Annotated in this window: 21 protein-coding genes and 3 tRNA genes; 11 read left to right on the forward strand and 13 right to left on the reverse strand. The window is 53.9% G+C overall.

Features of this window, described 5'->3' with window-relative positions; genetic code table 11:
* Positions 1 to 3: 3 nt before the first annotated feature.
* The 3 genes from ABGT88_RS13605 to ABGT88_RS13615 all read right to left on the reverse strand — a co-directional run bounded on the left by ABGT88_RS13605 (position 4) and on the right by ABGT88_RS13615 (position 5,066).
* Complete coding sequence (locus tag ABGT88_RS13605; RefSeq protein ID WP_346702889.1) at positions 4 to 3,177, reverse strand: TonB-dependent receptor; 3,174 nt, start codon at positions 3,175 to 3,177, stop codon at positions 4 to 6.
* A 267-nt stretch (positions 3,178 to 3,444) separates the two neighbouring features.
* Positions 3,445 to 4,452 (reverse strand): FecR family protein, encoded by a 1,008-nt coding sequence (locus tag ABGT88_RS13610; RefSeq protein ID WP_087409238.1) that lies wholly within the window; start codon positions 4,450 to 4,452, stop codon positions 3,445 to 3,447.
* A gap of 2 nt (positions 4,453 to 4,454) precedes the next feature.
* Positions 4,455 to 5,066 (reverse strand): RNA polymerase sigma-70 factor, encoded by a 612-nt coding sequence (locus ABGT88_RS13615; protein WP_298662772.1) that lies wholly within the window; start codon positions 5,064 to 5,066, stop codon positions 4,455 to 4,457.
* A 405-nt stretch (positions 5,067 to 5,471) separates the two neighbouring features.
* On the opposite strand from ABGT88_RS13615, the gene speA reads away from it, so the two are divergent.
* The 3 genes from speA to ABGT88_RS13630 all read left to right on the forward strand — a co-directional run bounded on the left by speA (position 5,472) and on the right by ABGT88_RS13630 (position 8,692).
* Positions 5,472 to 7,370, forward strand: coding sequence for a biosynthetic arginine decarboxylase (gene speA / locus ABGT88_RS13620; protein ID WP_087409236.1), 1,899 nt, complete (start codon positions 5,472 to 5,474; stop codon positions 7,368 to 7,370).
* 114 nt (positions 7,371 to 7,484) lie between these two features.
* On the forward strand, positions 7,485 to 8,240 hold the full coding sequence (truA, locus tag ABGT88_RS13625; protein ID WP_087409235.1) for a tRNA pseudouridine(38-40) synthase TruA: 756 nt from the start codon (positions 7,485 to 7,487) through the stop codon (positions 8,238 to 8,240).
* 11 nt (positions 8,241 to 8,251) lie between these two features.
* Positions 8,252 to 8,692 carry an N-acetyltransferase gene (locus tag ABGT88_RS13630; protein WP_300131325.1) on the forward strand — a complete coding sequence of 147 codons (441 nt, stop codon included), beginning with the start codon at positions 8,252 to 8,254 and terminating at the stop codon, positions 8,690 to 8,692.
* Positions 8,693 to 8,695: 3 nt separating this feature from the next.
* Here ABGT88_RS13630 and lgt read toward each other — a convergent pair whose 3' ends face one another.
* The gene (gene lgt / locus ABGT88_RS13635; RefSeq protein ID WP_087409233.1) at positions 8,696 to 9,559 is read right to left on the reverse strand and encodes a prolipoprotein diacylglyceryl transferase; all 864 of its coding nucleotides are present in this window, start codon (positions 9,557 to 9,559) and stop codon (positions 8,696 to 8,698) included.
* Between the two features lie 214 nt (positions 9,560 to 9,773).
* On the opposite strand from lgt, the gene ABGT88_RS13640 reads away from it, so the two are divergent.
* The 5 genes from ABGT88_RS13640 to ABGT88_RS13660 all read left to right on the forward strand — a co-directional run bounded on the left by ABGT88_RS13640 (position 9,774) and on the right by ABGT88_RS13660 (position 14,215).
* Positions 9,774 to 10,676 (forward strand): DMT family transporter, encoded by a 903-nt coding sequence (locus ABGT88_RS13640; RefSeq protein WP_289540001.1) that lies wholly within the window; start codon positions 9,774 to 9,776, stop codon positions 10,674 to 10,676.
* A 127-nt stretch (positions 10,677 to 10,803) separates the two neighbouring features.
* Entirely contained in the window at positions 10,804 to 11,436 is a 633-nt protein-coding gene (locus ABGT88_RS13645; protein ID WP_346702656.1) for a DUF3256 family protein, read from the forward strand.
* A gap of 320 nt (positions 11,437 to 11,756) precedes the next feature.
* Entirely contained in the window at positions 11,757 to 12,074 is a 318-nt protein-coding gene (locus tag ABGT88_RS13650) for a helix-turn-helix transcriptional regulator (RefSeq protein ID WP_258326737.1), read from the forward strand.
* A gap of 297 nt (positions 12,075 to 12,371) precedes the next feature.
* Complete coding sequence (locus ABGT88_RS13655; protein WP_346702658.1) at positions 12,372 to 13,373, forward strand: hypothetical protein; 1,002 nt, start codon at positions 12,372 to 12,374, stop codon at positions 13,371 to 13,373.
* A gap of 125 nt (positions 13,374 to 13,498) precedes the next feature.
* A complete protein-coding gene (locus ABGT88_RS13660; RefSeq protein WP_258326740.1) occupies positions 13,499 to 14,215 on the forward strand; it encodes a hypothetical protein in 717 nt (238 codons plus the stop codon).
* A 198-nt stretch (positions 14,216 to 14,413) separates the two neighbouring features.
* Here ABGT88_RS13660 and asnS read toward each other — a convergent pair whose 3' ends face one another.
* The 3 genes from asnS to purB form a co-directional block, all read right to left on the reverse strand.
* Positions 14,414 to 15,811: an asparagine--tRNA ligase gene (gene asnS / locus ABGT88_RS13665; protein ID WP_087409230.1), complete on the reverse strand. Its 1,398-nt coding sequence runs from the start codon at positions 15,809 to 15,811 to the stop codon at positions 14,414 to 14,416.
* An 83-nt stretch (positions 15,812 to 15,894) separates the two neighbouring features.
* Entirely contained in the window at positions 15,895 to 17,169 is a 1,275-nt protein-coding gene (locus ABGT88_RS13670; protein WP_346702661.1) for a pseudouridine synthase, read from the reverse strand.
* A gap of 338 nt (positions 17,170 to 17,507) precedes the next feature.
* Positions 17,508 to 18,851 carry an adenylosuccinate lyase gene (gene purB / locus ABGT88_RS13675; RefSeq protein WP_087409228.1) on the reverse strand — a complete coding sequence of 448 codons (1,344 nt, stop codon included), beginning with the start codon at positions 18,849 to 18,851 and terminating at the stop codon, positions 17,508 to 17,510.
* Positions 18,852 to 18,981: 130 nt separating this feature from the next.
* Between purB and ABGT88_RS13680 the strand changes: the two genes are divergently transcribed.
* A tRNA-Val gene (locus ABGT88_RS13680) sits at positions 18,982 to 19,059 on the forward strand.
* A gap of 84 nt (positions 19,060 to 19,143) precedes the next feature.
* Positions 19,144 to 19,221, forward strand: a tRNA-Val gene (locus ABGT88_RS13685).
* A gap of 59 nt (positions 19,222 to 19,280) precedes the next feature.
* On the opposite strand, the gene ABGT88_RS13690 is transcribed toward ABGT88_RS13685, so the two are convergent.
* From ABGT88_RS13690 to ABGT88_RS13705, 4 genes are all read right to left on the reverse strand, one after another.
* Positions 19,281 to 20,822, reverse strand: a complete 1,542-nt coding sequence (locus ABGT88_RS13690) for a hypothetical protein (RefSeq protein WP_346702663.1) — start codon at positions 20,820 to 20,822, stop codon at positions 19,281 to 19,283.
* A 252-nt stretch (positions 20,823 to 21,074) separates the two neighbouring features.
* Positions 21,075 to 21,147: transfer RNA gene (locus tag ABGT88_RS13695), tRNA-Lys, on the reverse strand.
* 106 nt (positions 21,148 to 21,253) lie between these two features.
* A complete protein-coding gene (locus ABGT88_RS13700; RefSeq protein ID WP_087409043.1) occupies positions 21,254 to 22,075 on the reverse strand; it encodes an MBL fold metallo-hydrolase in 822 nt (273 codons plus the stop codon).
* A gap of 121 nt (positions 22,076 to 22,196) precedes the next feature.
* Entirely contained in the window at positions 22,197 to 22,904 is a 708-nt protein-coding gene (locus ABGT88_RS13705) for an SAM-dependent methyltransferase (RefSeq protein WP_346702665.1), read from the reverse strand.
* 81 nt (positions 22,905 to 22,985) lie between these two features.
* Between ABGT88_RS13705 and ABGT88_RS13710 the strand changes: the two genes are divergently transcribed.
* Positions 22,986 to 24,407 (forward strand): methyltransferase RsmF C-terminal domain-like protein, encoded by a 1,422-nt coding sequence (locus ABGT88_RS13710; RefSeq protein WP_346702891.1) that lies wholly within the window; start codon positions 22,986 to 22,988, stop codon positions 24,405 to 24,407.
* Positions 24,408 to 24,509: 102 nt separating this feature from the next.
* Here ABGT88_RS13710 and ABGT88_RS13715 read toward each other — a convergent pair whose 3' ends face one another.
* Entirely contained in the window at positions 24,510 to 25,076 is a 567-nt protein-coding gene (locus tag ABGT88_RS13715; protein ID WP_346702667.1) for a hypothetical protein, read from the reverse strand.
* Between the two features lie 7 nt (positions 25,077 to 25,083).
* The gene (locus ABGT88_RS13720; protein ID WP_346702669.1) at positions 25,084 to 25,890 is read right to left on the reverse strand and encodes a thiol protease/hemagglutinin PrtT; all 807 of its coding nucleotides are present in this window, start codon (positions 25,888 to 25,890) and stop codon (positions 25,084 to 25,086) included.
* Between the last annotated feature and the right edge of the window lie 29 nt (positions 25,891 to 25,919).

Below are 25,919 nucleotides of genomic sequence, written 5' to 3' on the forward strand. Positions count from 1 at the left end.
CATTTAAAATTCAACATTCAGACCAAAGATCACAGCTTTCGATTGAGGATAAGTTCCGTAGTCTACACCCAGAGCTACCGCATCGGCACCATAGGCATTTACTTCGGGGTCGTATCCGCTGTAATTGGTGAAGGTCAACAGATTTTGCCCGGTTACATAGAACTGCAGTTTGGAGAGGTGCATCTTGCGCAGCAGCTTCCGGTCGAAGTCATACGACAGAGTCAAAGTCTTCAACCGCAGATACGAACCGTCTTCGACAAAGCGAGTCGAGTTGTGGCTGTTGTCGATAGAGCCGGCACGGGGTATATCGGTAATCATACCCGGACGTTTCCAGCGGTCGAGCACGGCCTTCGACTGGTTGCGGAAGTCGAACATACCCTCGGTATCGATACGCGAGGCATTGAAGATGTCGTTGCCTTGGCTTCCCTGCAAGAAAATCGAGAGGCCTATCCCTTTGTACGAAAAGGTATTGGTCATACCATAAATAAAATCGGGTTGTGCGCAACCGATAGTCGTACGGTCGCCCGGGTCGAACACACCGTTGTTGTTCAGGTCTTTGTAGATGATATTTCCCGTTTCGGGGTCGACACCCTCCGATACATAGCCGAAGAAGGTACCCAGAGGCAAGCCCTCTTTCAAGATGATGGCATTCTCTTTGGTCTCATACATCTCGGCATAGTAGTACACCTTGTTCAGGCCCAGCTTGGTCAGCTTATTTTTGTTGAACGAAATATTGAAATCGGTATTCCATTGAAACTCGCCTCTGAAGTTTTGAGAAGAGAGGTTCAACTCAATACCTTTGTTGGTCATCTCACCATCGTTGCGGGTAATACCGCCGGGGAGGTTCACGTTGTCGGGCAGGCTCACGGTGAGCAGCAGGTCGGTCGTGCGCTTGTAGTAGGCATCGACCGACAGGGTCAGGCGCGAATCAAAGGCCGAGAAGTCGATACCGGCATTCCACTGCATGGTCTTCTCCCAGGTAAGCTCGGTATTGGCGGCCGAATAGGGCGTGATGGCCAATCCCGGATAGAGATTGTCGGTCGTGGGGGCTACCTTGCTGGCAGTCATACCGGCCAGATAGGCGTAGTTGCCTATCCCGCTCTGGTTACCGTTCATACCCCAGCCCACACGTATTTTCAAATCGTCGACCACGTCGGCAAGCGACTCCATGAACGATTCGCTCGACATGCGCCATCCGGCCGAAACCGAAGGGAAGTAACCCCAACGATGACCCGGAGCAAAGCGCGAAGAACCATCGGCACGGAAGTTCATGGTCAACAGGTAGCGGCTGTCGTAGTTGTAGGCAACACGACCCAAAAACGAAGCCAACGTCCAGGCCGAAGCCGAAGAGCCAGTGGCATCCTTGTCTATCTGGTTGGCGGCAGCTATCGAATGAAGGTCGGGGTAAGAGTCGGGAAGGTCGAATCCGGCCAGCCAGGCTCCATTGTATTGGGAGCGTTGTTGGGTAGCACCACCCATCAACGAGAGGTTGTGTTTGTTGATCGAGCAATCATAGGTGAGAATGTTTTCGAACAGCCATTCGAAATTACGCGAGTAGCTCTCTTCGACACGACCTTTGGTCGAACGTCCGTCGGAGGTAGAGTGGGGATCCAGATAAAAATCCCAACGGGTATTGGTCAGGTCGATACCAAACATAGTTTTGAATTTCAACCCTTTGTACAGGTCGATAGTAAGAGCCAGCGACCCTTTCAGATAATCGGTCGAAGTCACGTTGTCGGCAGCATTGGCAGCCAGCGGGTTCAGGATGCGGGAACCATAGGCCGACTCGTCGTATTGACCGGGATTCTCGGGGTCCCACTCCTGCATGAACGGCGGGGTATTGATGACCGAAAGAATAGAACCCGCACGCATGGAGCTGCGGCTCTCGTAAACCTCGCGCCCCTCGGTATTGGAGTAGGCCAGGTTGAGGGCGATATTCAACCAATTGGTCTGTTGGCTGTCGATATTGCTACGGAAATTGTAGCGTTTGAAATAGGCTTTATTCACGATACCTTTCTCGTCGGTATATCCGCCCGAAATGAAATATTTCAGTTTGTCGGTTCCGTTCGAGACCGATAATTGATAGTTCTGATTGATACCGGTTTTGAAAAACATGTCGGTCCAGTCGACATAGCGGTGCTCATCCTCGGGAATCGTAGGGGCTACGTTGGAATATTTCTTCAACTCCTTCATCAAATCCTTATACTCCTCGGTATTGAGGGCGTCGATCTTTTTCCCCAGCCGGGAGATACCGGCATAGGCACTGAGTTTGACCTGAGGTTTGCCTATCTCGCCCCGCTTGGTGGTAATCAATACGACACCGTTGGCGGCCCGGGCTCCGTAAATGGCAGCCGACGAAGCATCTTTCAGTACCTGCATGCTCTCGATGTCGCCCGGGTTCAGACCCGATATATCGTCGCTGGGCATACCGTCGACAATATACAATGGTTCGTTCGAAGCCTGTACCGACGTAGCACCACGCACACGAATGCTCATGCCCGAACCGGGAGCACCCGAAGGTTGCACTACCTGAATACCGGCCGCTTTACCCTGGAGAGCCTGTGCTGCGTCGACAATGGGGCGCTCGTCAATATCGGAAGTCGATACGACCGATACGGCCGTGGTAATATCTTTCCGTTTCATCGAACCGTAACCAATCACCACCACTTCGTCGAGCAGTTGGTTGTCTTCGCTCATCGATACGGTATAGACATCTTTGCTGCCGACTCTCAACGTGTGGGTGTTATAGCCGATGTACGAAAAGGTCAAGAGGCTGCCCTCGGGGGCCTCGAGTTTCCAGTTTCCGTCTACATCGGACATGGTTCCACGCGTACCGTTGTCGACGGCAATCGAAACCCCAATCAAGGGGTTACCCTCCGTGTCGACAATCTTTCCGCTTACAGACTTGTTTGATTTTGCTTTTTTCAAAGTCGACTGCAGGGAGAGCACGACCTGTTTGTCGCCTTCGATTTTATAAACGATATTCGTACCTTTGAACAGGGTTCTCAATACATTTTCTATATTCTCGTCGTGAAACGACAAGTTGACCTTACGATTCAAATCCGACAGCTCATCGGAGTAGAAAAAGCTGTAATCGGCTTTTTCCTCAATCATCTCGATTACCTCTTTGATAGACTTATTCGAGGCATTAAATGTGATTTGGGCTTTTACATTCATTACCGATACGAGGGTAATGAAACTCAATAAGCATATTCGTAATGCCCAGTTGGTGTGTTTCAACATTACTAATTAAAATTTCGATATTAGACATAGGATAACAATACACTCTATCCACAAAAAGCATTTGTGATGGTTTTAACCGACTGCCTGGCAAACGGTTATCGCCCCCAATCGGGGGAATGATTCCAATACATATTCATGGTAAAACAGTATAAAAGATTATTCGTCAAACAATTATATGGTAACATAAATGCTCGAACAGGGTCACTGCTTCAGTCCTATCTTCACGACATCGCGATCGATTTCGTAGGTGAGCGGATAGGTGAGGCTGATGATGTAGAAGGCATTCGTGAGACTGTTGTTGCGAATGCTTCCCGAGAAGGAGATGTTTTTCAATTCGTCCGACTCGAACTCTACCGAGACTCCGTAGAGTCGTTCCATGGTCTTGGCTATCTCGGCCAGCGTAGCCGAGCGGAAGTAGAGGATATTCCGGCGCCAGAAATCGACTTGCCGGCTATCCTCGATTTTCGATTTGGCAAACACCAACTTCGTTTTGTCAAACGATGCCTCCTCGCTCGGAGCAAGCAATACCGACTGATTTTGGTGCGAAACCCGCACCGAACCTTCGATCAGCGAGGTCGACACCATAGCGTCATCGTCATAGCCCTTCACGTCGAAAGTGGTACCCAGGGCCTCGACCTCCACGCCCTGGCATGCGACTACAAATTTCTTATCGGGATTCTTGGCCACCTCGAAGTAGGCCTCGCCGGTCAGGAATACCCGCCGATCGTCCCGATTGTACGAAGGATAATAGCTCAGTTTGCTGGCCGAGTTGAGCCACACTTTGGTCCCGTCGGGAAGAGTCATGCTGGCCTTTTGTCCCGAATCGACGACAAACGAGAAGGGTGTGGTATCGCTCTTGGCCTGTCCGCCCTCGTAATAGGCGACCACGGCAAGAAATACGGCTACGGGCAACAATACGACCGACGCAATCTTACAAATTGTTTTCATCACCTGCCGACGGCCTATCGCACGCTCCTCCCGGATATGTTGCGACAGGTTCTGCCACATCTCGCTGCGGGTATCGCTATCGAGTTCGGGCGAAACCGAGTGCCACAAATCGGTATACTTCCCGTCCAGGGCACGCTGCATCCGAGACGTCCCGATCCATTGCGACAGTTCGACCTTCTCTTCGTCTGTCGCTTCGTGGCGAAGGTATCGCTCCATCATTTCGATAAACCGCTCCGAGTCCATATTTTCCATTCTCTTCATACTTAAAAAACTCTATCTAACACTTCAAAAAACGTATCACACACTACACTCATCAGCAACAACCCCAAGGCTACATAACGCATCTTCGACCGTAAGAACTGCAACGAGCGTTGTACCTGAGTAGCCACCGTTTTCTCCGAAATCGACAACTGCCTGGCAATCTCCATATAGTTGAGCTCCTCTTTCCAGTACATCATGAAAATGCGGCGGCGCGACTCGGGCAACTCACTGATCAATTTCAAAATATACTCTTCGAGCAACAGATTGTCCAATTCGTGATCGGCATCGTCTTTCTCCTCGAGCGACTGCTCCTTGGCCTCGGCCTCGAAGTATTGCTGAATCCACATCTCCCGCTTGATGTAATGATACACCCTATTGCGGGCAATAGTGAAGATATAGGAATCGAAATTCCCGTCGCAGAGTATGCCTCTGCGTTTATCCCAGATTTGCATAAACACGTCTTGAGTCAAATCTTTAGAGAGAATACGATCTTTTACTATGGAGTTGATGAAATTATACACCCTCCCCGAATAGTATTGATATATCGATTCAAAAGAGGAAATCTTACCCTCCTTCAATCCTTTTAAAGTCTCACTATCCACTTCCTTTTTCATAGAACCTTCTCTTACCAATCAAAGACTAAGGTCAAAACGTGTATGCTCGATAAAGAATCTTCTTTGTTGTTGTATAGCCTCAAGGGGTCCGAAAAGACTACAACAAATTTTAGAAATAACACATTTTAACACATTAGTCTCGTCTTGAACCTATCGAAACTTTTCTCTTTTTCCAAACCTTTCGACCACTCCTCCCGGAAGGAGACGGAGGGGGGCCGACACACCACTTATATTATATATATGCAAAAACAGGCATATTACCCGAAATTCCCGACAAGTATACAAAAAAACCTTATCACCGGGAACAATGTACGCCCTTTTCCATTTTCTCTATTCAATTATTATCCGTATTTTTGCTCACTGTATGTTTTTTATAATACCTTTTATTCAACCTGTTTATAAGAAATGAGAAAATGGCGTATTGAGGACTCTGCCGAACTGTACAACATCAACGGTTGGGGCCTGAAATATTTTTCAATCAACGAAAAGGGTCACGTGGCTGTAACGCCCCGCGAGGGTTATGCCTCGGTCGACCTGAAGGAGCTGATGGACGAGTTGCAGGTGCGCGACGTAACGGCACCCGTTCTGCTGCGTTTCCCCGATATTCTCGACAACCGTATCGAGAAAATCTCGAAATGCTTCAAACAGGCGGCCGACGAGTATGGCTACACGGCCCAGAACTTTATCATCTATCCCATCAAGGTGAACCAGATGAGACCGGTGGTCGAGGAGATCGTGAGCCACGGCAAGAAATTCAACATCGGGCTGGAGGCCGGTTCGAAACCCGAGCTCCACGCCGTGCTGGCCATCAATACCGACAAAAACTCGCTCATCATCTGCAACGGCTACAAGGACGAAAACTACATCGAGCTGGCCCTGCTGGCCCAGAAGATGGGACGCCGCATCTTCCTCGTGGTCGAGAAGATGAACGAACTGAAACTCATCGCCGACATTTCGAAACGGCTGAAGATTCGCCCCAACATCGGCATCCGCATCAAGCTGGCCAGCTCGGGCAGCGGCAAGTGGGAAGAGAGCGGCGGCGACGGCAGCAAGTTTGGCCTCAACTCCAGCGAACTGCTCGACGCTCTCGATTTCCTCGAAAGAACCAAGATGACCGACTGCCTCAAGCTGATCCACTTCCACATCGGTAGCCAGATAACCAAAATACGTCGCATCAAGAATGCCCTGAAAGAGGCTTCGCAGTTCTACGTACAGCTCCAGAACATGGGCTTCCACGTCGAGTTTGTCGACATAGGCGGCGGTCTGGGGGTCGACTACGACGGCACCCGCTCTTCGTCGAGCGAGAGCAGCATGAACTACTCGATACAGGAGTATGTGAACGACTCGGTTTCGGCGCTGGTCGATGCCTGTGTCAAGAACGACCTGCCGCAACCCAACATCATCACCGAGTCGGGCCGCTCGCTCACCGCACACCACTCGGTGCTGGTATTCGAGGTGCTCGAGACTACCTCGCTCCCCATCTGGGACGAGAAGGAGGAACTGGGCGAAAACCCGCACGAACTGGTAGATGAACTCTATAAAATCTGGGACAACATGAACCAGCCGCGCCTGCTCGAGTCGTGGCACGATGCCTTGCAGATTCGCGAGGAGGCACTCGACCTCTTCGGCCTGGGACTGCTCGACCTGCGCACCCGGGCCCAAATCGAACAGCTCTTCTGGTCGGTAGCCCGCGAGGTAAGCGAAATCGCCTCGGACATGAAGCATGCCCCCGAAGAGTTGCGCAAGATTTCGAAGCTGTTGCCCGACAAATACTTCTGCAACTTCTCGCTCTTCCAGTCGTTGCCCGACTCGTGGTCGATCGACCAGCTGTTCCCCATCATGCCCATCAGCCGGCTCGACGAACGTCCCGACCGCACGGCTACCATACAAGATATTACCTGCGACTCCGACGGCAAGATCAACAACTTCATCTCGCCCCACGGCTCCAACTCGCATCTGGCCGTGCATGCCCTTAACAACAAGGAACCCTATTATATAGGTGTATTCCTGGTAGGTGCCTATCAGGAGATTCTGGGCGACATGCACAACCTCTTCGGCGACACCAACGCCGTGCATGTGAGCGTGTACAAGGACCGCTACGAAATCGATCAGGTAATCGACGGCGAGACCGTGGCCGAGGTGCTCGACTACGTACAGTTCTCGCCCAAGAAACTGGTGCGCAGCGTAGAGACATGGGTTACCTCGTCGATGAAGGCGGGAGTCATCACCCCCGAAGAGGGTCGTGAGTTCCTCTCGAACTACCGCTCGGGCCTCTACGGATACACCTATCTCGAAAACGATTAAACTCAACCCGATGGATTATCGGCCGGGGAGGGGCCACAGAGCAAGGGGAGACACTCCTCATGCCGTCACTCTCGAACCCCGCCCGATAATCCATCTCTATTTTTTTAGACCTTCATGCCACGCTACTTCATCTACCTATCGTTCAACGGTGCCCGCTACCACGGCTGGCAGATACAGCCCAACGGCATCACCGTACAGGCCGAGCTCGAAAAGGCGTTGGCTACCCTGCTGCGGCGCGAGACGCCGGTCACCGGGGCGGGCCGTACCGATGCCGGAGTCAACGCCCGGCTCATGGTGGCCCACTTCGACACCCCGGCTCCGCTCGACAACCCCGCCGAGACAGCCGACCGCCTGAACCGGGTGCTCCCCCCCGACATGGCCGTGTACGACATACGGCCTGTTACCGACGAGGCTCACAGCCGTTTCGACGCCCTCAGCCGCACCTACAAATACTACCTCATCGACCACAAGTCGCCCTTTCTCGAGGCGTTTGCCTGCCGCTACCGCGGCACGCTCGACTTCGACCGGATGAACGAGGCGGCCGAGCAACTCTACCGATACACCGATTTTACCAGCTTCAGCAAGCTGCACACCGACGTGAAGACCAACAACTGCCGGGTGACCTTCGCCCGCTGGGAGCGCGAGGGGGAACAACAGGTATTCACCATCACGGCCGACCGATTCCTGCGTAACATGGTGCGCGCCATCGTAGGCACCCTGCTCGACGTGGGGCGCGGCAAACTCACCGTCGAGGGGTTCTGCCGCATCATCGAACAGAAAGACCGCTGCGCCGCCGGCACCTCGGTACCGGGCAAGGCGCTGTTCCTGCACGACATCACCTACCCCGACAACCTGTTTCTGCCCCGATAAAGAACCGACTCGTGGAAATCAGACACATAACAAACCGGAAGAAAGATTTTCTCGACCTGCTGCTGTTGGCCGACGAAAGCGAAATGATGATCGAGCGCTACCTCGACCGGGGAGAAATGTTTGCCTTGTACGACGAGGGGTTGAAGAGTATCTGCGTCGTCACACAAGAGGGGCAAGGACTTTACGAAATCAAGAACCTGGCTACCTGTCCCCCGTTCCAGCGTCGAGGTTATGCCCGCAAACTTATCGAATATGTGGAAAGCCTCTATCCCAGCGGAGCGACCTTGCAAGTTGGTACAGGCGATTCACCCCTCACCATCCCCTTTTACGAACGATGCGGATTCCGTTATTCGCACCGGATACCCGGATTCTTTACCGACCACTATCCTCACCCCATCTTCGAGGGGGGCCGACAGCTCGTCGACATGATTTATCTGAAGAAAGAGATTTAGCGACTATTTCGAGGATTTTCTCTGTCCCGGTTGCGACAATCGGCCACCAGCGGGATTATTCCACCGCGTAATCACGAAGTAGAGCCCCAGCACCACAAACGGGATGCTCAACACCTGACCCATGTCGATAGGCATGGCGCTTTCGAAATCGACCTGGCGCTCCTTGAGGAACTCGATGAAAAAGCGGAAGAGGAAGATGAGCGTGATGCAGAGCCCGAAATAGAAGCCCCGACCGCAACGGTCGCGCCGGAGCCAGGCCACCCACACCATCACTCCGAAGAAGATGAAATAGGCCAGCGCCTCGTAGAGCTGTGCCGGATGACGAGGCAACATATCCACCCGTTCGAAGACAAAAGCCCAGGGCACATCGGCCGGCATGCCTATGATTTCGGAGTTCATCAGGTTGGCCAGCCGGATAAAGCCGGCAGCCACCGGTGCGGCTACACCCATCATGTCGAGAATATCGAGGTAGTGTATCTTGGTCTTGCGGCAGAAGAGGGCCAGAGCGATAATCAACCCCAGCGTGCCCCCGTGACTGGCCAACCCCGCATAGCCCGTGAAGCGCCACCCGCCATCGGGCAGAGCGCGTATGGGCAGAATGATTTCGAGCGGATGACTCAGGTAATAGTCGGGTTCGTAAAAGAGACAATGCCCCAGTCGCGCACCGATGAAAATACCCAGAAAACTGTACATGAACAGGGTCTGAAACGTATCCATCGGGAGCCCCTTCAGCTTATACAGTTTGTAGACCACCTGGCAACCCGCCCAAATGGCGATGAGCCAGAAGATACTGTACCAACGTATAGCGATGCCCGCTACCGAAAAGAGCACCGGGTCGGGATTCCAATGAATGTAAAGCAGCTCCATAATTCTATTCTCTATCGTGGCATCGTTGCCACACGCGATGCAAAGATAACACAAATCTAGGTTTACAGAGATGATACAGAGAAAAGAATAGCTACCTTTGCACTCGCAAACCGCCCCACCCCGGTGGTGGCAGAAAGGCGGTCCCCGACCATCCCCGCCCAGGCGGAGAGGCATCGAAGGGTCCAACGTCAATAGACTTAAAAGGTAAAAAAAGATGTGGTTATCGCTTGCTTTTCTCTCGGCCTTTCTGTTGGGCTGCTACGAGGTATGTAAAAAAACGTCGCTCAACGGCAACGCCGTCATTCCCGTGTTGTTTCTCAACACCCTTTTCTGCAGCCTGCTGTTCCTCCCGCTCATCATCCTCTCCTACGGGTTTCCCGATCTGATGCGCGACTCGATGTTCTACGTGCCCCCTTCGACCCTGCGCGAGCACCTCTTCATCATCGGCAAGGCGGCGCTGGTACTCACCTCGTGGACCTGTGCCTACTTTGCCACCAAGCACCTGCCCATCACCATAGCCGGCCCCATCAAGGCGTCGCAGCCGATACTCACCCTCATCGGGGCGTTGCTCATCTTCGGCGAACGGCTCAACTTCTACCAGTGGATAGGTGTGCTGCTGGCCATCGTCTCGTTCATCATGCTCTCCTTCTCGGGAAAGAAAGAGGGCATCAACTTCCGCCACAACCTGTGGATACTCTTCATCGTGCTGGCCACCATCACGGGAGCCGCCAGCGGACTGTACGACAAATACCTCATGTCGCACGGCTTCGACCGCATGACCGTGCAGGTGTGGTACTCGTACTACCAGATGGCCATGATGGCCATCGTACTGCTGGTGCTGTGGTATCCGCAGCGCAAGCACACGACCCCGTTTGTGTGGCGTCCCTCGATATTCTTCATCTCGCTCTTTCTCGTCTGTGCCGACTTTGTCTACTTCTACGCCCTCAGCTACCCCGACTCGATGATTTCAATCGTCTCGATGGTGCGTCGCAGCAGCGTGGTGGTGAGCTTCATTGCCGGTGCCTTCCTGTTCAGGGAGAAGAATATCCGCAGCAAGTCGTTCGACCTGATACTGGTGCTGCTGGGTATGTTCTTCCTCTATCTGGGCACAAAATAGCCATCGGGTTTCTTGCTCTTCAAAATGAAATAGCTACTTTTGTAGAAGAGAGGATAGGGCTCGGCAAAAGTTCAAGTAAACTTGACTTTCTGCGCTCTCCTTTCACTACTTTGTTCAAACCATTGTCATGAAACTAAGAAGACTGTTTTTCCTCTCGGCCGTGGCTACGGCGCTGATGTCGCAGGCTGTTGAACCGGCGGCACAACTTTTTGCGGCCATGCCCGACTCGCTGATACCCTCGCTCGAAGTCAATCGACGCAAAGACCTCATCGACCTCTTCCACGCCGGGCAGTCGGCCCAAGTCACCACCAAACTCGGCGGCCAGGCTCAGATGACCCAGTTGCAGGAGCAGAGCCTCGTCATCGACCTCTCGGAGCAGAGCCGAATGGCCCTGTACCTCTACACGACTACCGGCAACGACTCTGTCGTTGCTCTGGTCAACACGGTCTATGCCCCGGCCGGCGACAGCCGCATCCGGTTCTTCGACAGCGCCTGGCGTGAGCTTCCCGCCTCGAAATATATCGAGCAGCCCACCCGCGACGATTTCTTTCTCTTCCCCGACAGCCTCTCGAAAACCCAACGCGAGGAGCTGATGCGACCGGTCGACATCTGCCTGGTAGAGTATACCTTCGAGTCCGATGGCTCGATATGCGCCAGCCAGTCGTGGGAGAAGTATCTCGACCGCGAAACCTACAACCGCCTCAAGCCCTACCTGCGCGAGTCGATTACCCTGCGCTGGAACGGGAGACAGTTTGAATAGCAACAAAAATATATTTATAACCAACATAATAGATAAATAGACAAACAGAAACAGAAAAAGAAAGAATGCCATAAAATAACAAAAATAACATAAGCGTTAGCTTCGTTCTCTGCCAATAGAAACTTCGCAACTTTCACACAAGCATCGAGAACATGTAGCGAGCGTCCATGTAGATATATCTACGTGGGCTTGTTCGTGTTTGTATGCTTGGGCAATGCGAAGGCCTCTATTGGACAAACTCTGGGCAGGACCACGTAGTTTATTTAACTCCTACCCTATCCTCTCGAGAGCCGGCCAATGCTTACATTTCGCCGAACGACATGAGGAACATACACATTGGTCATATCATTCACGAACGCTTTAAGGAGAGCGGACTCTCGATTGCAGAGTTTGCCGCCCGTATCAACCGCACCCGCGGTACCGTCTACGACATATTCTCACGTAAGAGTATTGATACCGACCTCCTCGTTGCCATTTCGGAAGTGCTGCATTATGACTTCTTCCAAGAATACTATACCCCTGAAATACAAACTCATACACCTCCAGTTCCAATCTACCAAATCAGTCTTCAAGTCGAGGGCATTGTCGATGCACAACTCCTGTGCCAGCACCTGTCGCAATATAAAAAGAAGCGATAGCAGCCTTGTTTATGTTCAACTATTTCGACATATCCGTACAATTATCCCGACATTCATCAAAAGAAATTTTCGCTCTATTTTGATTTCTTTGTGCTAATAATCCTTAATCAAGATTTCCAATACCTAAAGATATCGGAATCATCATCGCAAGTCTCTTCGTCATTGCCCCATCTCGCAATGTACCCAGACTGTGAGTAACCATCTCTTCACACCAAGAGAATAGCAGACCGGTCGATGACCTTTTTTAAGGAAGCTCTAAAACAACATTGACAATACAAACACACTTAAACCATGTTCATGATGAATAGAAAAACGACACTTTTCGGCTGGGGGCTCTTGTGCATCTGGCTATTTTCACAATGTACAACCACTCAAATCATCTACTCCAACGTATCAGTTCCCGAAGAAGGAGGTATCCGTTTCGAGAAACTTACCGACGAAAATCGAGACATCGTCAACGGTATATCTACCCGCAACGAATACGGTAAATTCGAATGGTGGGTCAATCCGTGTGTAGCCATCTCGCCAGACGGCCGTAAGATGGCCTACCTCTCCTATAAAAACAAGCAGACCAATATCATGGTGGCCAGCACCGAACGAGGCGGAAGCGGTGCCACGCAACGCACCTTCCGCAACTGGGTGACCGACCTCTCCTGGTCGCCCGACGGCCAATATATCTATTTCTCGGAACAACGCAACAACACCAGTTCGATATACAGCATCAATGCCGAAGCCGGAAGCGTGCTCAACCAACTCACCTTTGGCAACACCTATGATGCGGCGCCCAAAGCCTCGGCCAATAATCCCAACATCGTATTCTTCTCCCGACAAGAATACGGACACTCCAGCATCTGGAGCTACAATCGCGAGAATAACCTCTTTACCAATTACTCCAACGGCTGTACTCCCGAACCGATAAAGAACGAACCCGACGCCTTCCTTTGCACCCGATTCAACGACAAGGGAATAGGTGAAATCTGGAAGATAAACTACCAGACCGGAATCGAAACCCTTATCCTCTCGCGTCAGGACCAGAGTTTCACCACACCCCGTATCTCACCCGACGGACAATGGATTGTGTGTATGGGCAACAGTTTCAATCCCAACAACAAACGCGTCCAAAACCTCGACATCTTTGTAATCCGCATCGATGGAAGCCAATTCACCCAACTGACCTTCCACCCCGGTAACGATGGCTGCCCCGTGTGGTCGCCCGACGGCCGCAGCATCTACTTCCTCTCGCAACGAGGCACGGCCAAAGGTCTGTTCAACGTATGGCGTATGAACTTCAATCTTTAAAAAATAAGCTCATTCAACATCAGCTTAGGTCTGAACTTCAATATCAAGGTCAGGAGGAAATAAGAGACTTATAGAGGCTGAACATAATCTGGAATACATACATCAACACTAAAACACACTCATTCATGAAAAAATCGATTCTTATTATCATGATACTCCTCATCGGCTCACTGTCGGCATCGGCCCAATGGAGCAGCGCGGGAAACGATACAGGAAACAGCCCTTCCCACGACAACAGTAGCAAACCCGCCGGAGGATTCATACGGGTAGGAGGAGCCATCTCGTTCAACACACTCGGCGGCTCATACTTCGAAAATCAGAGCAACGTCTCAGGAAAAACGACCGGCATCATTTCGCTTTGTCAAGCAGGAGCCTATTTCGGGAAAAACAAGAACTTCTATGCAGGTTTAGGCATGGAACTCCCCTTCAAAGGATGGAAAGAAGAGGTAGAAATAAACGGGAGAACAGTAACAACCTCTTACAATACCATGGGGTATCGTATCCCGGTTTTTATCGGATACACCTATCGATTTACTCCGAAAATCAGTCTGTATGTGCAGACTGGTATCAATTTCGATTTCGATTTCGCCGGGTATTGGGGTACCATCGAATACAATGGAGAGAAAAAAGATTTGAAAGATACTCTAAACGATGACTACTTCAATATCTTCAACAGCTCTTGGGCCGTACAAGCCGGTATCGTGCTCCACAAAATTCATTTGGGATTGAACTACACATTGCCCTATACCGACATATTCAACCATAAATATGTGGACGATGACATAAACGGCAACTTGGGAGCTGTCAATCTTTACATAGGTCTGGCATTTGACCTCAAATAAGGTCACGCACGGGAGGAGAAAATCGAATAACCGCATCTCACCGTCACGTGTATACAATCCTTGATATTCTATCGAGTAATCTAAAGACCAATATATAGAGAAAACCATTATCAACATGACCAAACAAGAGAGCCGCTCCGGGAATCTCCCCGAAGCGGCTCTCTTGTTTGTATGGTCTTGCGTTGTGCAGGCCCCGGCTTAGAACTCGGCGTTCTTCGGCGTACGGGGGAAGGGTATCACATCGCGGATGTTGGTCATGCCGGTTACGAAGAGTACCAGACGCTCGAACCCGAGGCCGAAGCCCGAGTGGGGTGCGGTACCGAAACGACGGGTATCGAGGTACCACCACATATCTTTCATGGGGATATGCAGCTCTTCGATACGCGAGAGCAGTTTCTCGTAGTTCTCCTCACGTTGCGAACCACCGATGATTTCGCCGATGCGGGGGAAGAGCACATCCATGGCGCGTACGGTCTTGCCGTCGTCGTTGAGTTTCATATAGAAGGCCTTGATCTCCTTGGGATAGTCGGTGAGGATAACCGGTTTCTTGAAGTGCTCCTCGACGAGGAAGCGCTCGTGCTCGCTCTGCAGGTCGGCACCCCAGTAGACGGGATACTCGAACTTGTGGCCCGACTCTTCGAGAATCTTCACACCCTCGGTGTAGGGCAGGCGCACGAAGTCGTTTTCGACGACAAACTTCAGACGCTCGATCAGCTCCGAGTCGTACATCTGGCTGAGGAACTCGAGGTCGTCCTGGCAGTTGTCGAGGGCGTAGCGGATAAGGTACTTGAGGAAGTCCTCGGCCAGGTCCATGTTCTCTTCGATTTCGTTGAAGGCCACCTCGGGCTCTACCATCCAGAACTCGGCCAGGTGACGCGGCGTGTTGGAGTTTTCGGCGCGGAAGGTGGGACCGAAGGTGTAGATGGCACCGAGCGACATGGCACCGAGCTCACCCTCGAGCTGACCCGACACGGTGAGGCTGGTGGGTTTGCCGAAGAAGTCGGCGCTGTAATCTACGGCACCATCTTCGGTACGGGGCACGTTGTTGAGGTCGAGCGTCGTTACCTGAAACATGGCACCGGCTCCCTCGCAGTCGCTGGCCGTGATGAGCGGCGTGTTCAGATAGAAGAAACCGCGGTCGTTGAAATATTTGTGAATGGCGTAGGCCAAGTGGTGACGGATGCGGAACACGGCACCGAAGGTGTTGGTGCGGGGACGCAGGTGGGCGATTTCGCGCAGGAACTCGAGGGTGTGTCCCTTTTTCTGCAAGGGATATACATCGGGGTCGGCACCGCCGTAGAGCTCGATGCTCTCGGCCTGAATCTCGGCCTGCTGACCTTTGCCCTGCGACTCTACCAACGTGCCTATCACACTGATGCAGGCACCGGTCGTGATGGGTTTCATCTCGGCCTCGGTAAACTTCGAGAGGTCGACTACAACCTGTATATTCTTAATGGTAGAACCATCGTTGAGTGCAATAAAGTTGACATGCTTATTGCCCCGGCGCGTACGCACCCAGCCTTTCACATTGATCTTCGTCCCGTAAAGAGATGCGTCGAAGGCATCGACGACTTTGGTCCTTTTCATTGTTTCCATACTCTTTCAATCTATTGGTTTTAAGCACCACCGCCCCGAACGGTTTTCCCGAGCGGGGCGTGCGGCTATTTCGGTTATATTACTTATTCAAACGAACCCATCTGCAGCATGTTCACCTCTTGTTGCGTGAGGTAACGCCAGCGGCCGCGTTGCAGGTTCTTCTTCGTGAGACCGGCAAAATAGACCCGGTCGAGTTTGACTACCCGGTAACCCAGCGCCTCGAATATACGACGCACGATGCGGTTGCGGCCCGAGTGTATCTCGATGCCCACCTGGTTCTTGTCGGTATCATTGGCATAGCTCACGGCATCGGGTTGTATGGGCCCGTCCTCCAGTTCGATACCGTCGGCGATGCGTTGCATGTCCTCCTCGTTCACGTCGCGGTCGAGCCACACATGATAGATTTTCTTCTTGATGAACTTGGGGTGCGTGAGCTTCGAGGCCAGGTCGCCGTCGTTGGTGAGCAGCAGCACACCCGTGGTGTTGCGGTCGAGACGGCCTACGGGATAGATGCGCTCGGTGCAGGCGTTGCGCACGATGTCCATCACGGTGAGGCGGCCCTGCGGGTCGTCCGATGTGGTGACGCAGTCCTTGGGTTTGTTCAACAGCACATAGATTTTGCGCTCGAGCGTAACCACCTTGCCACGGAAGGTCACCGTGTCGTTGCGGGTAATCTTCGTACCCAGCTCGGTCACCGGCTCACCGTTTACCAGCACCTCGCCGGCCTGGATATACTCGTCGGCTTCACGACGCGAGCAGATACCGGCATTGGCCATGTACTTGTTGAGACGAATCGGTTCGTTGGGATCTACCTCGGGCAACTCATACTCGATGCGTTGCGGACGGCTGTTGTAGTTCTTGTTGCGGCGTTGTTGCGGCCGGTTCTGGTTGTAACGGTTGTTGCCATATCCGCCCTGACGGTTCTGATTGTAGCCGCCCTGACGATTCTGTTTGGGATAGTAGGGGCGCTCGTTGTCGCCATAAGAGCGCGGTTGATAGCCCTCACCCCCTTCGTTGTTGCGATTGTAATCCTGGTTGTACCGCGGCCCGTTGTTGTAGGTATTGCGGCGATTGTTGCCATATCCACCCTGACGGTTGTTTCCATACCCGCCCTGACGATTCTGGCCATAGCCTCCCTGACGGTTCCCATAGTTGTTGGGACGGTCGTTGGTATAGGAGCGGTTGCCTCCTTCACCATAGTTGTTACGGGAGTAATGAGGTCTTTCGGTATTGGCACCATACGAGGTGTGACCCTCTTCTCCACCTCTTTTGTACTCTACTTTCTCATATCGTTCGGTCATGCCTTCACGGTTCGATACCCCGATACGAGGGCGCTTAGCTCTTTTTTCGCTTTCCATAGGAATTGTTTGTAATTAAAAAATACAAGCCTCTCGGCCTAACTAAAAAAATTCTATTTTCTTATCGATTGTTTTTTACCTTATTTGCCGGCAAAGATACAAATGATTTTTCATTTCATCTCTTTCACAATCAAATAAGTTATCGTTTTCTTCTTAAAAAAAACAAAAGCCCGGGGCGTTTGTTCGCCCGCCCTTGCCCCAACGGTCCAAAACGACGATTCTTCGGCTCCGCTCACCAGGTAACGATAAACGGGGAAGCCGAAGAATCGGGAATATTTCGGGGTATTTTCAAGTCGGTCCCGACAAAGCCTGCAAGGAGTGCCGGCCGGCGGTACCTGTTAGAACCCGGTGTAGGTGTGCGGCGTGATGCGGCGCAGCTCCTCCTTGACCGACTCCGACACGTTGAGGGTGTCGATAAACTCGCGTATCGACTCGGCATTGACTACCGAGTTGGTGCGGGTGAGGGCCTTCAACGTCTCGTAGGGGTGCGGATAGCCTTCGCGGCGCAGAATCGTCTGGATACCCTCGGCCACCACGTTCCACATCTGGTCGAGGTCGCGGTAGATGGCCGTCTCGTTGAGCAACAGCTTGTTCAACCCCTTGATGGTGCTGTGGAAGGCAATGAGCGTATGAGCCAAGGGCACACCCACGTTGCGCAGCACGGTCGAGTCGGTGAGGTCGCGTTGCAGACGCGAGATGGGCAACTTCTTGGCCAAGTGCTCGAAAATGGCATTGGCCAGGCCCAGGTTACCCTCGGAGTTCTCGTAGTCGATGGGGTTCACCTTGTGAGGCATGGCCGACGAACCTACCTCGCCCTCTTTGATTTTCTGTTTGAAATACTCCATCGAGATGTATTGCCAGAAGTCGCGGTCGAGGTCGATGACTATCGTATTGATGCGGCGCAGGGCGTCGAAGAGGGCGGCCAGATTGTCATAGTTCGAAATCTGGGTGGTCCAGGCTTCGCGCTCGATACCGAGGCGTTCTTTCAGGAAACGGTTGCCGAAGGCAGGCCAGTCGATGTCGGGGTAGGCAAAGTGGTGGGCGTTGAAGTTACCCGTGGCACCGCCGAACTTTCCGCTCACGGGCACAGCCTTGAGCAGCTCGATCTGTTTCTCGAGACGGTATCCGAAAACCCGTATCTCCTTGCCCAGGCGGGTAGGCGATGCCGGTTGACCGTGCGTCTTGGCCAGCATGGGAATATCTTTCCACTCCTCGGCATAGTGGTTGATGAGCGACAGCATCTCGTCGAGTACCGGCATGTAGCAGTCGTGCAACGCCTCTTTTATCAACAGGGGCACCGACGTGTTGTTAATATCTTGCGAGGTGAGGCCGAAGTGGATGAACTCCTTGTAGGCCTCGAGGTGCAACTCGTCGAACTTCTCCTTCAAGAAATATTCGACCGCTTTCACGTCGTGGTTGGTGACCGACTCAATCGACTTTACCCGGGCGGCATCGGCCTCGGTAAAGTTTTGATAGATGGCCCGCAAAGCCGGGAAGAGGTTGTGGTCTACCCCCTTGAGCTGAGGCAGAGGCAACTCGCACAACGCGATGAAATACTCGATTTCGACCCGTACCCGGTACCGGATAAGAGCCCACTCCGAAAAATAAAGCGACAAATTTTCCACCTTGTTGCGGTAGCGGCCATCGATAGGCGATATAGCCGTGAGTGATGATAATTCCATAATCCTGTGATTTGAATGAAACAGAGCACAAAAATACGATTTCCTGCGTAATTTTATCGAATAATTTTCGTTTTTGTTTTGCAAATAAAAAAATTGTATTACCTTTGCATCGCTTTTCGGAAAATAATCCGGGCGTTTAGCTCAGCTGGTTTAGAGCATCTGCCTTACAAGCAGAGGGTCGGCGGTTCGAATCCGTCAACGCCCACCACCAAGGCCGGACAACCGAGAGACAAAAAATCGTTTGATGGCCGGAGAAAATCCCTGACAGCGGTCGCAAGCCGCAACAAAACAGGGGCGTTTAGCTCAGCTGGTTTAGAGCATCTGCCTTACAAGCAGAGGGTCGGCGGTTCGAATCCGTCAACGCCCACCACTCACCAAAAACAACATATAAGTCCGCACTTGTAAGCAATCGGCTTGCAGGTGTTTTTTTTATTTTCGGCCCTCCCGGTCGCGATAGGTCACCTCCTTCCCCACCAGCCGCTTGCCCTTGAACCGTACCGACCGGTTGCAGCACGAGCAACGGTAGTAGGAGTAGTAGTGCTCGACAACCGAGGTCTCGCGCGTCACAAACTCGTCGACCGTATCGGAGATGACCAGCTTGTCGCCCTGCCGCTCGACCTTGCGCGAGAGCAGCCGGCTGTCGTCGTACTCATCGACCGTAACGACCCGTTTCAAATCGCCCCGCCCCAGGAACTTCAACCCCTTGACCGTATGGCAGTAGGGACAACGGCCATTGACATCGGCACTCCAGAACATCGCCGAGAGAATCAAGGCTACGTAAACGAAAAACATGTTGACCGACACCATCGAGAAATAGAAGAGGTAGAGGTGATAGACCACCAGAATGCACAACACGCCCACCACCTTGAGCCACCGGTTGGAGAGCGGGCGCAGATAGATGACCGTGTGACGCAGCCCCCACGACACCACGAAGGCCAACAGCAGCAACAACGCGGCATCGGCCAACCCCACGACACCCCGCGCGGCCCACAATGGCAGCAGCCGACTCCCCACCCCTTCGCCCAGTGGATAGGCGGCATAATAACCGGCCCGCACATAGTTGGGGTTGTAGCGAATGTGCGAATTGATCAGGTGCGAGAAGAAGGGCAACGACCGGGTCGACTGCCCCGAGATATGGTAATCGGCCAACGTATCATTCTCGAAGACGAGCATCAGTGTACGGTACAGCAGCGAGTCGTTCTGCAACACATCGACACTGGGCAGGAAGGCATACTTGCGGCTCCCCTTCACCACCACGCTCTGCGCCGGTTCGTACAACGCCTCGATAGCTGCCAGACTGTCACCCTTCAGCCGGTTCAGGTCCCGGTCGAAGACCGCCAGCCGGTCGACAATGAGATACTCCTTATCGGAACTGCGCCAGGTATAGACAGGCATCTGCCCGCGAATGGGCCAGTAGAGAGGCTCGAAAGCCAGCTTCTCGCCGCTGTCGAGCACATAGAGGTAGGGATAGTCGCTCCGTTTCGTCTCCGACTTCATGGGATTCTCGGCCAACCGCTCCACCCGCACGACCCGGCGAGGCTCCAGCCGACCGTCGACCTCGACCTTCACCTCCAGCCCGGTAGCCGTCTCGGGCACCACAGCCAGCCCCCGCGTTCCGTCGCGCAACTCTATCTGATACTCGGCCCACGGCTTGTAACTGAGCAGCACCCGCTCGTCGGGCAGGTCGTAGCAGATAGCCAACACCCGCACCGGCGTACCGGCCGGCAAACGCCGCACCTGCTCCTGGCCGTCGGCATCCACAACCCGCAAGTCGGTGCTCCAGCGCAAGGTCACCTCGTGCGACCGCTCCCGCACCTGCCCGACCTTCATCGACGAGTAGTCGATCAGGTTCCACAATCCGAAGTTGCACCACGGCAAAATGCAAATCAAAATCAAATAGATGACAAACGCACGCACCATGCGGTACACATCGGTGGCCTTATCTTGTGCCAGGTAATAGCTTCTGTCCATATATCCCCTTTTATCAACCGGTATTAAAAAGAGCCCTATCACCCCAAGCAGGGATGCTGTCGGGGAAGAGGTTCAGCCTCTTCGCTCTGAACAAAAATAGACATTTTTTCTATTTTTACAAATTCCGGCTTAGAGGCGTGGTCGACAAAACGCCCAAGATTTTCCACTGCCGCTCCCCTTTTCCGCGGAGAGCCCCGAGCGCAAAAGGCATAAAAAAAAGCGCCTGCATCGTGATGCAGGCGCCGTTGTCTGTGACCCCGGAGGGGCTCGAACCCTCGACCCAATGATTAAGAGTCATTTGCTCTACCAACTGAGCTACGGAGTCATTCCATAAGGAACGGGTGCAAAGGTAAGGCTTTTCGAGAAACCTGCAAAGGATTCTTCAAAAAATTTTTCGGCAATGTGCAAAATTCGTAAAAAAAGAGCAGCATCTACTCCTGCCCGTCGGGCTCCTCGAAGGTATAGAGCGCCGAGGGGTGGTTGCGGGTAAGCGCCACCAGCTCCACATCCTTGCCTACGCGGATACCCTCCTCGTACAGCCGGTTCTCGATGGTCTTGTAAGCCAGCTCGGGATGGTTGTTGTCGCCGCTGAGGTGGCACAGGAAAATGTTGCGCAACGCCGGGGTATAGATACGGGCCAGATAGTCGGCCGTGCGGGCATTGTCCATGTGGCCGTTGTCGGCCAGGATGCGCCGCTTGAGGTGAGGCGGATAGGTGCCGTGTTGCAGCATGGCCTCGTCGTAGTTCGACTCGATGACCAGGTAGTTGGCCTGACGCAGATACTTGTCGGCCGTCGGGGTGATGGTACCCAGGTCGGTAGCAAAGGCAAAATGCAGATTGCCGTACGTAACAAGGAAGCCCACGTTGTCGCTCCCGTCGTGGGGCACCTCGAAGGCGGTGATGGTAAAGTCTCTGATTTTGAAGGGTACCTCCTTGATGATGGCGCGGTGCGCGCTGTATACCTTGTCGACCATGCAGTAGTTGCGGTTCATGCCGTTCTTGATGGTCTCGGTGGTATAGATGGGGATTCCGAATTTCTCGCCCAAGGTTCCGGCCGCCTTGATGTGGTCGGCGTGGTCGTGGGTGATGCACAAGGCCACGATTTTTTCAAACGGTATGCCATACTCCCTCAAAACCTTCTTGATGGTGCGTACACCTTTGCCGGCATCGATCAGTATGCCATAATCTTCCGTTCCCAAATAATAACAGTTGCCACTGCTTCCGCTGGCCAAGCTCAGAAATTGCAAGCTCATATCCTTTTTTCTCCTTGGGGTACAAAGATAGTTTTTTAGCCGCACAATAGAAAATTATCGGCCACAAAGATATTGCCGCGATTCCGACAATTTTTTCCCGAAGCCCGGCAGGCACTCCGCCCTATTTGTAGAGCAGGAAGATGGCCGGAGTCTTCTGGTAGTTGTACGAAGTCTTGGCCCACTCGCTCAGCGAGAGGGTGCGGATGTTCTCGTCGGGGCAGGTGATGTTGGCCGCCACACACAGGCGGGTGTGCGGGCGACAGGTGCGCACGAGGTCCTCGATCATCTTGTGGTTGCGGTAGGGAGTCTCGATGAATATCTGGGTCTGGTCTTCGGCATAGACCCGCTGCTCGAGCTGCTTGATGCGCTTGGCCCGCTCGCCGGCCTCGATGGGCAGATAGCCCTGGAAGGCAAAGCTCTGGCCGTTGAAGCCCGAGGCCATGAGCGACATCAGTATCGACGACGGGCCCACCAACGGCACCACCGGCAGATGCTCGCGCTGGGCAATCGCCGCCACATCGGCTCCCGGGTCGGCCACGGCCGGACACCCCGCTTCGGAAATAACCCCCACGGGCTGGCCCTGACGCAACGGATTGAGGTAGCTGCTCACCTCGGTGGCCGGGGTGTGGCGGTTCAACTCGTAGAAGGTGAGGGCATCGATGCAAATATCGGGGTTCGACTTCTTGAGAAAACGACGGGCCGAACGCACATTCTCCACGACGAAATGGCTGATCCCGGCTATCACTTCGCGATTATAGGCGGGCAGTACCCGGTCGACAGGGGTATCGCCCAGCGGTACGGGTATGAGGTATAAAGCGGCTTTGAGCATAACGACTTTTTTGAGGGCTACAAAATCTATCGGCAAAAATACCTATCTTTGTCGAATCGTGAAAATTTCCTCGACCCGATTATGACAGAACTGCCCTCTTCGTTTATCGACCGCACCCGCCGCCTGCTGGGCGACGACTACCCCCGCTTTGAACAGGCGCTCGCTACCGAGTCGCCGGTGAGCATCCGGCTCAACCCGGCCAAATGCTGGCCGGGCAGACCGTTGGGCGAAGCGGTACCCTGGTCGCAAGAGGGCTACTATCTGCCCGAACGGCCGGCCTTCACCTTCGACCCCTGCTTCCATGCCGGGGCCTACTATGTGCAGGAGGCAGCCTCGATGTTCCTGCATCGGGTCATCGACCAGTACATACACACCCCGGTGCGCTACCTCGACCTTTGCGCCGCACCCGGCGGAAAATCGACCGATGCCATCGCCTCGCTCCCGGCCGGCAGTCTGGTGGTGAGCAACGAGGTGGTGCCCAACCGCACCTATATCCTGGCCGAGAACCTGACGAAATGGGGCTCTCCCTTCTCGGTGGTGACCCGCAACGAGGCGGCCGACTTTGCCCGTCTCGAGAGCTACTTCGACATGGTGGCTACCGATGTGCCCTGCTCGGGCGAGGGGATGTTTCGCAAAGACCCCGACGCCATTGCCGAGTGGTCGCCTGCCGGGGTGGACCGCTGCGCCGAACGCCAGCGGCAAATCCTCACCGACGTGTGGCCGGCCCTCAAGCCGGGCGGAGTGCTCATTTACAGCACCTGCACCTACAACCTCGAGGAGAACGAAGAGATGGTGCTCTACCTGATGAAAGAGCTGGGAGCCACCCCGCTCACGGTCGATACCGACCCGGCCTGGGGCATCGCTTCGGCTCTCGTACCGGGTGTGACGGCCTACCGCTTCATGCCGCATCTCACACGGGGCGAAGGGCTCTTCATGGCGGTGTTGCGGAAACCCGGCGAACCCGACGACTCGCACTCCCGGCTGCTCGACGAACCGGCCGGCAAACGCAACAAGAAGGGGAAGAAGACCACCCCGGCGACTCCCGTGCCCGACGAATGGTGCCAACGGCTGGCTCGTCCCGACGATTTCGACTTTGTGTCGCGCGGCGACAGTTTCCTGGCCATCCCCCGCGAATACCGGGCCGACTACCAGTTGCTCGACCGGCACCTCACCCTGCTGCAGGCCGGTGTCACTCTGGCTACCGTCAAGGGTCGCGACTACATTCCTCACCCCTCGCTGGCTCTCTCGACGGCTCTCGACCCCGAAAAGACACCCCGCTTCGAAGCCGACCTCGCTACGGCTCTGGCCTACCTGCGCCGCGAGAGCATCGTGCTGCCACCCGACCAGCCGCGCGGATACCTCATCGTCGCCTACCGCGGTTTCCCCCTCGGGTGGGTCAAGAATCTGGGCAACCGGGCCAACAACCTCTATCCGCAGGAGTGGCGCATCCGCAGCGGCTACACCCCCGACCTCCTGCCCGACCTGCCTGTCGAACACGTATAAGCACGAGGTATTCGTCTCGACTACCCGATACCCCCCCCGAAACGGAAACGAGGGTACGGCCTTCACCATACCCTCGCCCTGTACCTGTTCACGATTCACCCGCTACAACTTGGGAGCCGACACCCGGCTCATATCCCGGGGCAACTCCACCTTGCGGCAGCCGGGGAAACCATCTTTTATCAAGGCATTGAGCTCTGTCACCTCATCGGCATAGCTACCCCGCTTGCCACACACGTAGAGTTCGGTGAGCGGGTAGCGCTCCAGAATACGAGCCTCGAGCTGCTGCACGGTAGGCGTCTGCTCCAGAGCACTGTACTCCTCATAGGTATAGTCGAGGAAAGCCACGTGCTCGTTGATGCCGCGGTTGTCGAGCCAATAGCCGTCGGCCAGTGCGGTGGGCTTGGCCAGGCGGCCCTGATAATAGAGATCGGAGGGAGCCGGATAGGCCACGATATGCTCGTGCCGGGCATCGAGTGTCACCGGCACATGGTCGCTGAAGTCGCGTGTCGTCTTATACACGATAGCCGACGGGAGAGCCTGGGCAGGCTTCGCCCCCGTGAGCACCTGCCCCGAGGAGGTCTTTTCGGGAGCCTGGGCAACCGGTTTGGAACTTTTGCATCCTGCACTGAGAATCAACATGGCCGAACAAAGAAAAATAATCGGTTTCATAAGGTTTCTATTTCTTGATAAATTGGGTTGTCTTCACTTCTTGAGCCGTGCGTACCCGCAACAGATAGGTGCCGGCCTGCAAATCGGCCACGGGCACCTGCAGCTCTTCGCCCGGTGCGGGCGTCATATGGTCCCAATCGTAATAGGTATTCTCGATATTCTCTTCGTCAATCACCAAACCCTGGCTTCGCGTGGTATACCCCGGTATCGTTCCGGTTCCCTTCTCGGGCCACTGGTGGTACCCCATAATCTGAGCCATGGCCGTAGCCACACAGCCCACCACAGACCTGCCGCCATCGCTCATCACCGGGCATTGCAGATTGTAGGGATCGCCCTGGTCCCACAGGATACTGCCCAACAACGGAGCCACCGACTTGCCCGTGGCCTGTGTGGAGCGCTCTACCTTTTTCGCGGAGAGGGCGACGGCCTCGGGTGCAGCAGCAAGCGACTCGAGTTCGGTGGCATAGGAGTTCAACAAATACCGGAAGTTGTCGGGCAGGCTGTCAATGTCGAACGGACCGGCATCGGAATACCCCAGAATCTCGGGAGCCCGGTCGTCGGCCGACACGATAACAAAACCCTCCCCCCGGTTAAAGACATAGAACAACGGCTGCGAATCCCCGCTGCGGGTATAGGCGAGCCGCGTCGAGGTCCCCATCGTCTTTTTAAGATTGCCGGCACTGCCTGCAAATTCGCTGGCTATCTGTTGTGCCTGCTGCACGGTGCGCGGTCGGGCATACAGCGATGCAGCCAACGACACACACAAAGCCACTATAAAAAATGGTTTCACTCGATTGTTTTTCATTTTAGACATCTCTACTACTGTTTCTGTAATATGGCTCG

The sequence above is a fragment of the Barnesiella sp. An22 genome (assembly GCF_963931395.1).
Taxonomy (GTDB): domain Bacteria; phylum Bacteroidota; class Bacteroidia; order Bacteroidales; family Barnesiellaceae; genus Barnesiella; species Barnesiella merdigallinarum.

Excerpts from the sequence above, each read along its gene's own strand:
- ABGT88_RS13645 (WP_346702656.1), top strand. The coding sequence starts at position 10,804 with ATGAAACTAAGAAGACTGTTTTTCCTCTCGGCCGTGGCTACGGCGCTG.
- ABGT88_RS13650 (WP_258326737.1), top strand. The coding sequence starts at position 11,757 with ATGAGGAACATACACATTGGTCATATCATTCACGAACGCTTTAAGGAG.
- ABGT88_RS13615 (WP_298662772.1), bottom strand. The coding sequence starts at position 5,066 with ATGAAAAAGGAAGTGGATAGTGAGACTTTAAAAGGATTGAAGGAGGGT.
- truA (WP_087409235.1), top strand. The coding sequence starts at position 7,485 with ATGCCACGCTACTTCATCTACCTATCGTTCAACGGTGCCCGCTACCAC.
- lgt (WP_087409233.1), bottom strand. The coding sequence starts at position 9,559 with ATGGAGCTGCTTTACATTCATTGGAATCCCGACCCGGTGCTCTTTTCG.
- ABGT88_RS13640 (WP_289540001.1), top strand. The coding sequence starts at position 9,774 with ATGTGGTTATCGCTTGCTTTTCTCTCGGCCTTTCTGTTGGGCTGCTAC.
- asnS (WP_087409230.1), bottom strand. The coding sequence starts at position 15,811 with ATGGAAACAATGAAAAGGACCAAAGTCGTCGATGCCTTCGACGCATCT.
- ABGT88_RS13705 (WP_346702665.1), bottom strand. The coding sequence starts at position 22,904 with ATGCTCAAAGCCGCTTTATACCTCATACCCGTACCGCTGGGCGATACC.
- purB (WP_087409228.1), bottom strand. The coding sequence starts at position 18,851 with ATGGAATTATCATCACTCACGGCTATATCGCCTATCGATGGCCGCTAC.
- ABGT88_RS13670 (WP_346702661.1), bottom strand. The coding sequence starts at position 17,169 with ATGGAAAGCGAAAAAAGAGCTAAGCGCCCTCGTATCGGGGTATCGAAC.
- ABGT88_RS13700 (WP_087409043.1), bottom strand. The coding sequence starts at position 22,075 with ATGAGCTTGCAATTTCTGAGCTTGGCCAGCGGAAGCAGTGGCAACTGT.
- speA (WP_087409236.1), top strand. The coding sequence starts at position 5,472 with ATGAGAAAATGGCGTATTGAGGACTCTGCCGAACTGTACAACATCAAC.
- ABGT88_RS13655 (WP_346702658.1), top strand. The coding sequence starts at position 12,372 with ATGATGAATAGAAAAACGACACTTTTCGGCTGGGGGCTCTTGTGCATC.
- ABGT88_RS13710 (WP_346702891.1), top strand. The coding sequence starts at position 22,986 with ATGACAGAACTGCCCTCTTCGTTTATCGACCGCACCCGCCGCCTGCTG.
- ABGT88_RS13720 (WP_346702669.1), bottom strand. The coding sequence starts at position 25,890 with ATGTCTAAAATGAAAAACAATCGAGTGAAACCATTTTTTATAGTGGCT.
- ABGT88_RS13610 (WP_087409238.1), bottom strand. The coding sequence starts at position 4,452 with ATGAAGAGAATGGAAAATATGGACTCGGAGCGGTTTATCGAAATGATG.
- ABGT88_RS13605 (WP_346702889.1), bottom strand. The coding sequence starts at position 3,177 with ATGAATGTAAAAGCCCAAATCACATTTAATGCCTCGAATAAGTCTATC.
- ABGT88_RS13715 (WP_346702667.1), bottom strand. The coding sequence starts at position 25,076 with ATGAAACCGATTATTTTTCTTTGTTCGGCCATGTTGATTCTCAGTGCA.
- ABGT88_RS13690 (WP_346702663.1), bottom strand. The coding sequence starts at position 20,822 with ATGGACAGAAGCTATTACCTGGCACAAGATAAGGCCACCGATGTGTAC.
- ABGT88_RS13660 (WP_258326740.1), top strand. The coding sequence starts at position 13,499 with ATGAAAAAATCGATTCTTATTATCATGATACTCCTCATCGGCTCACTG.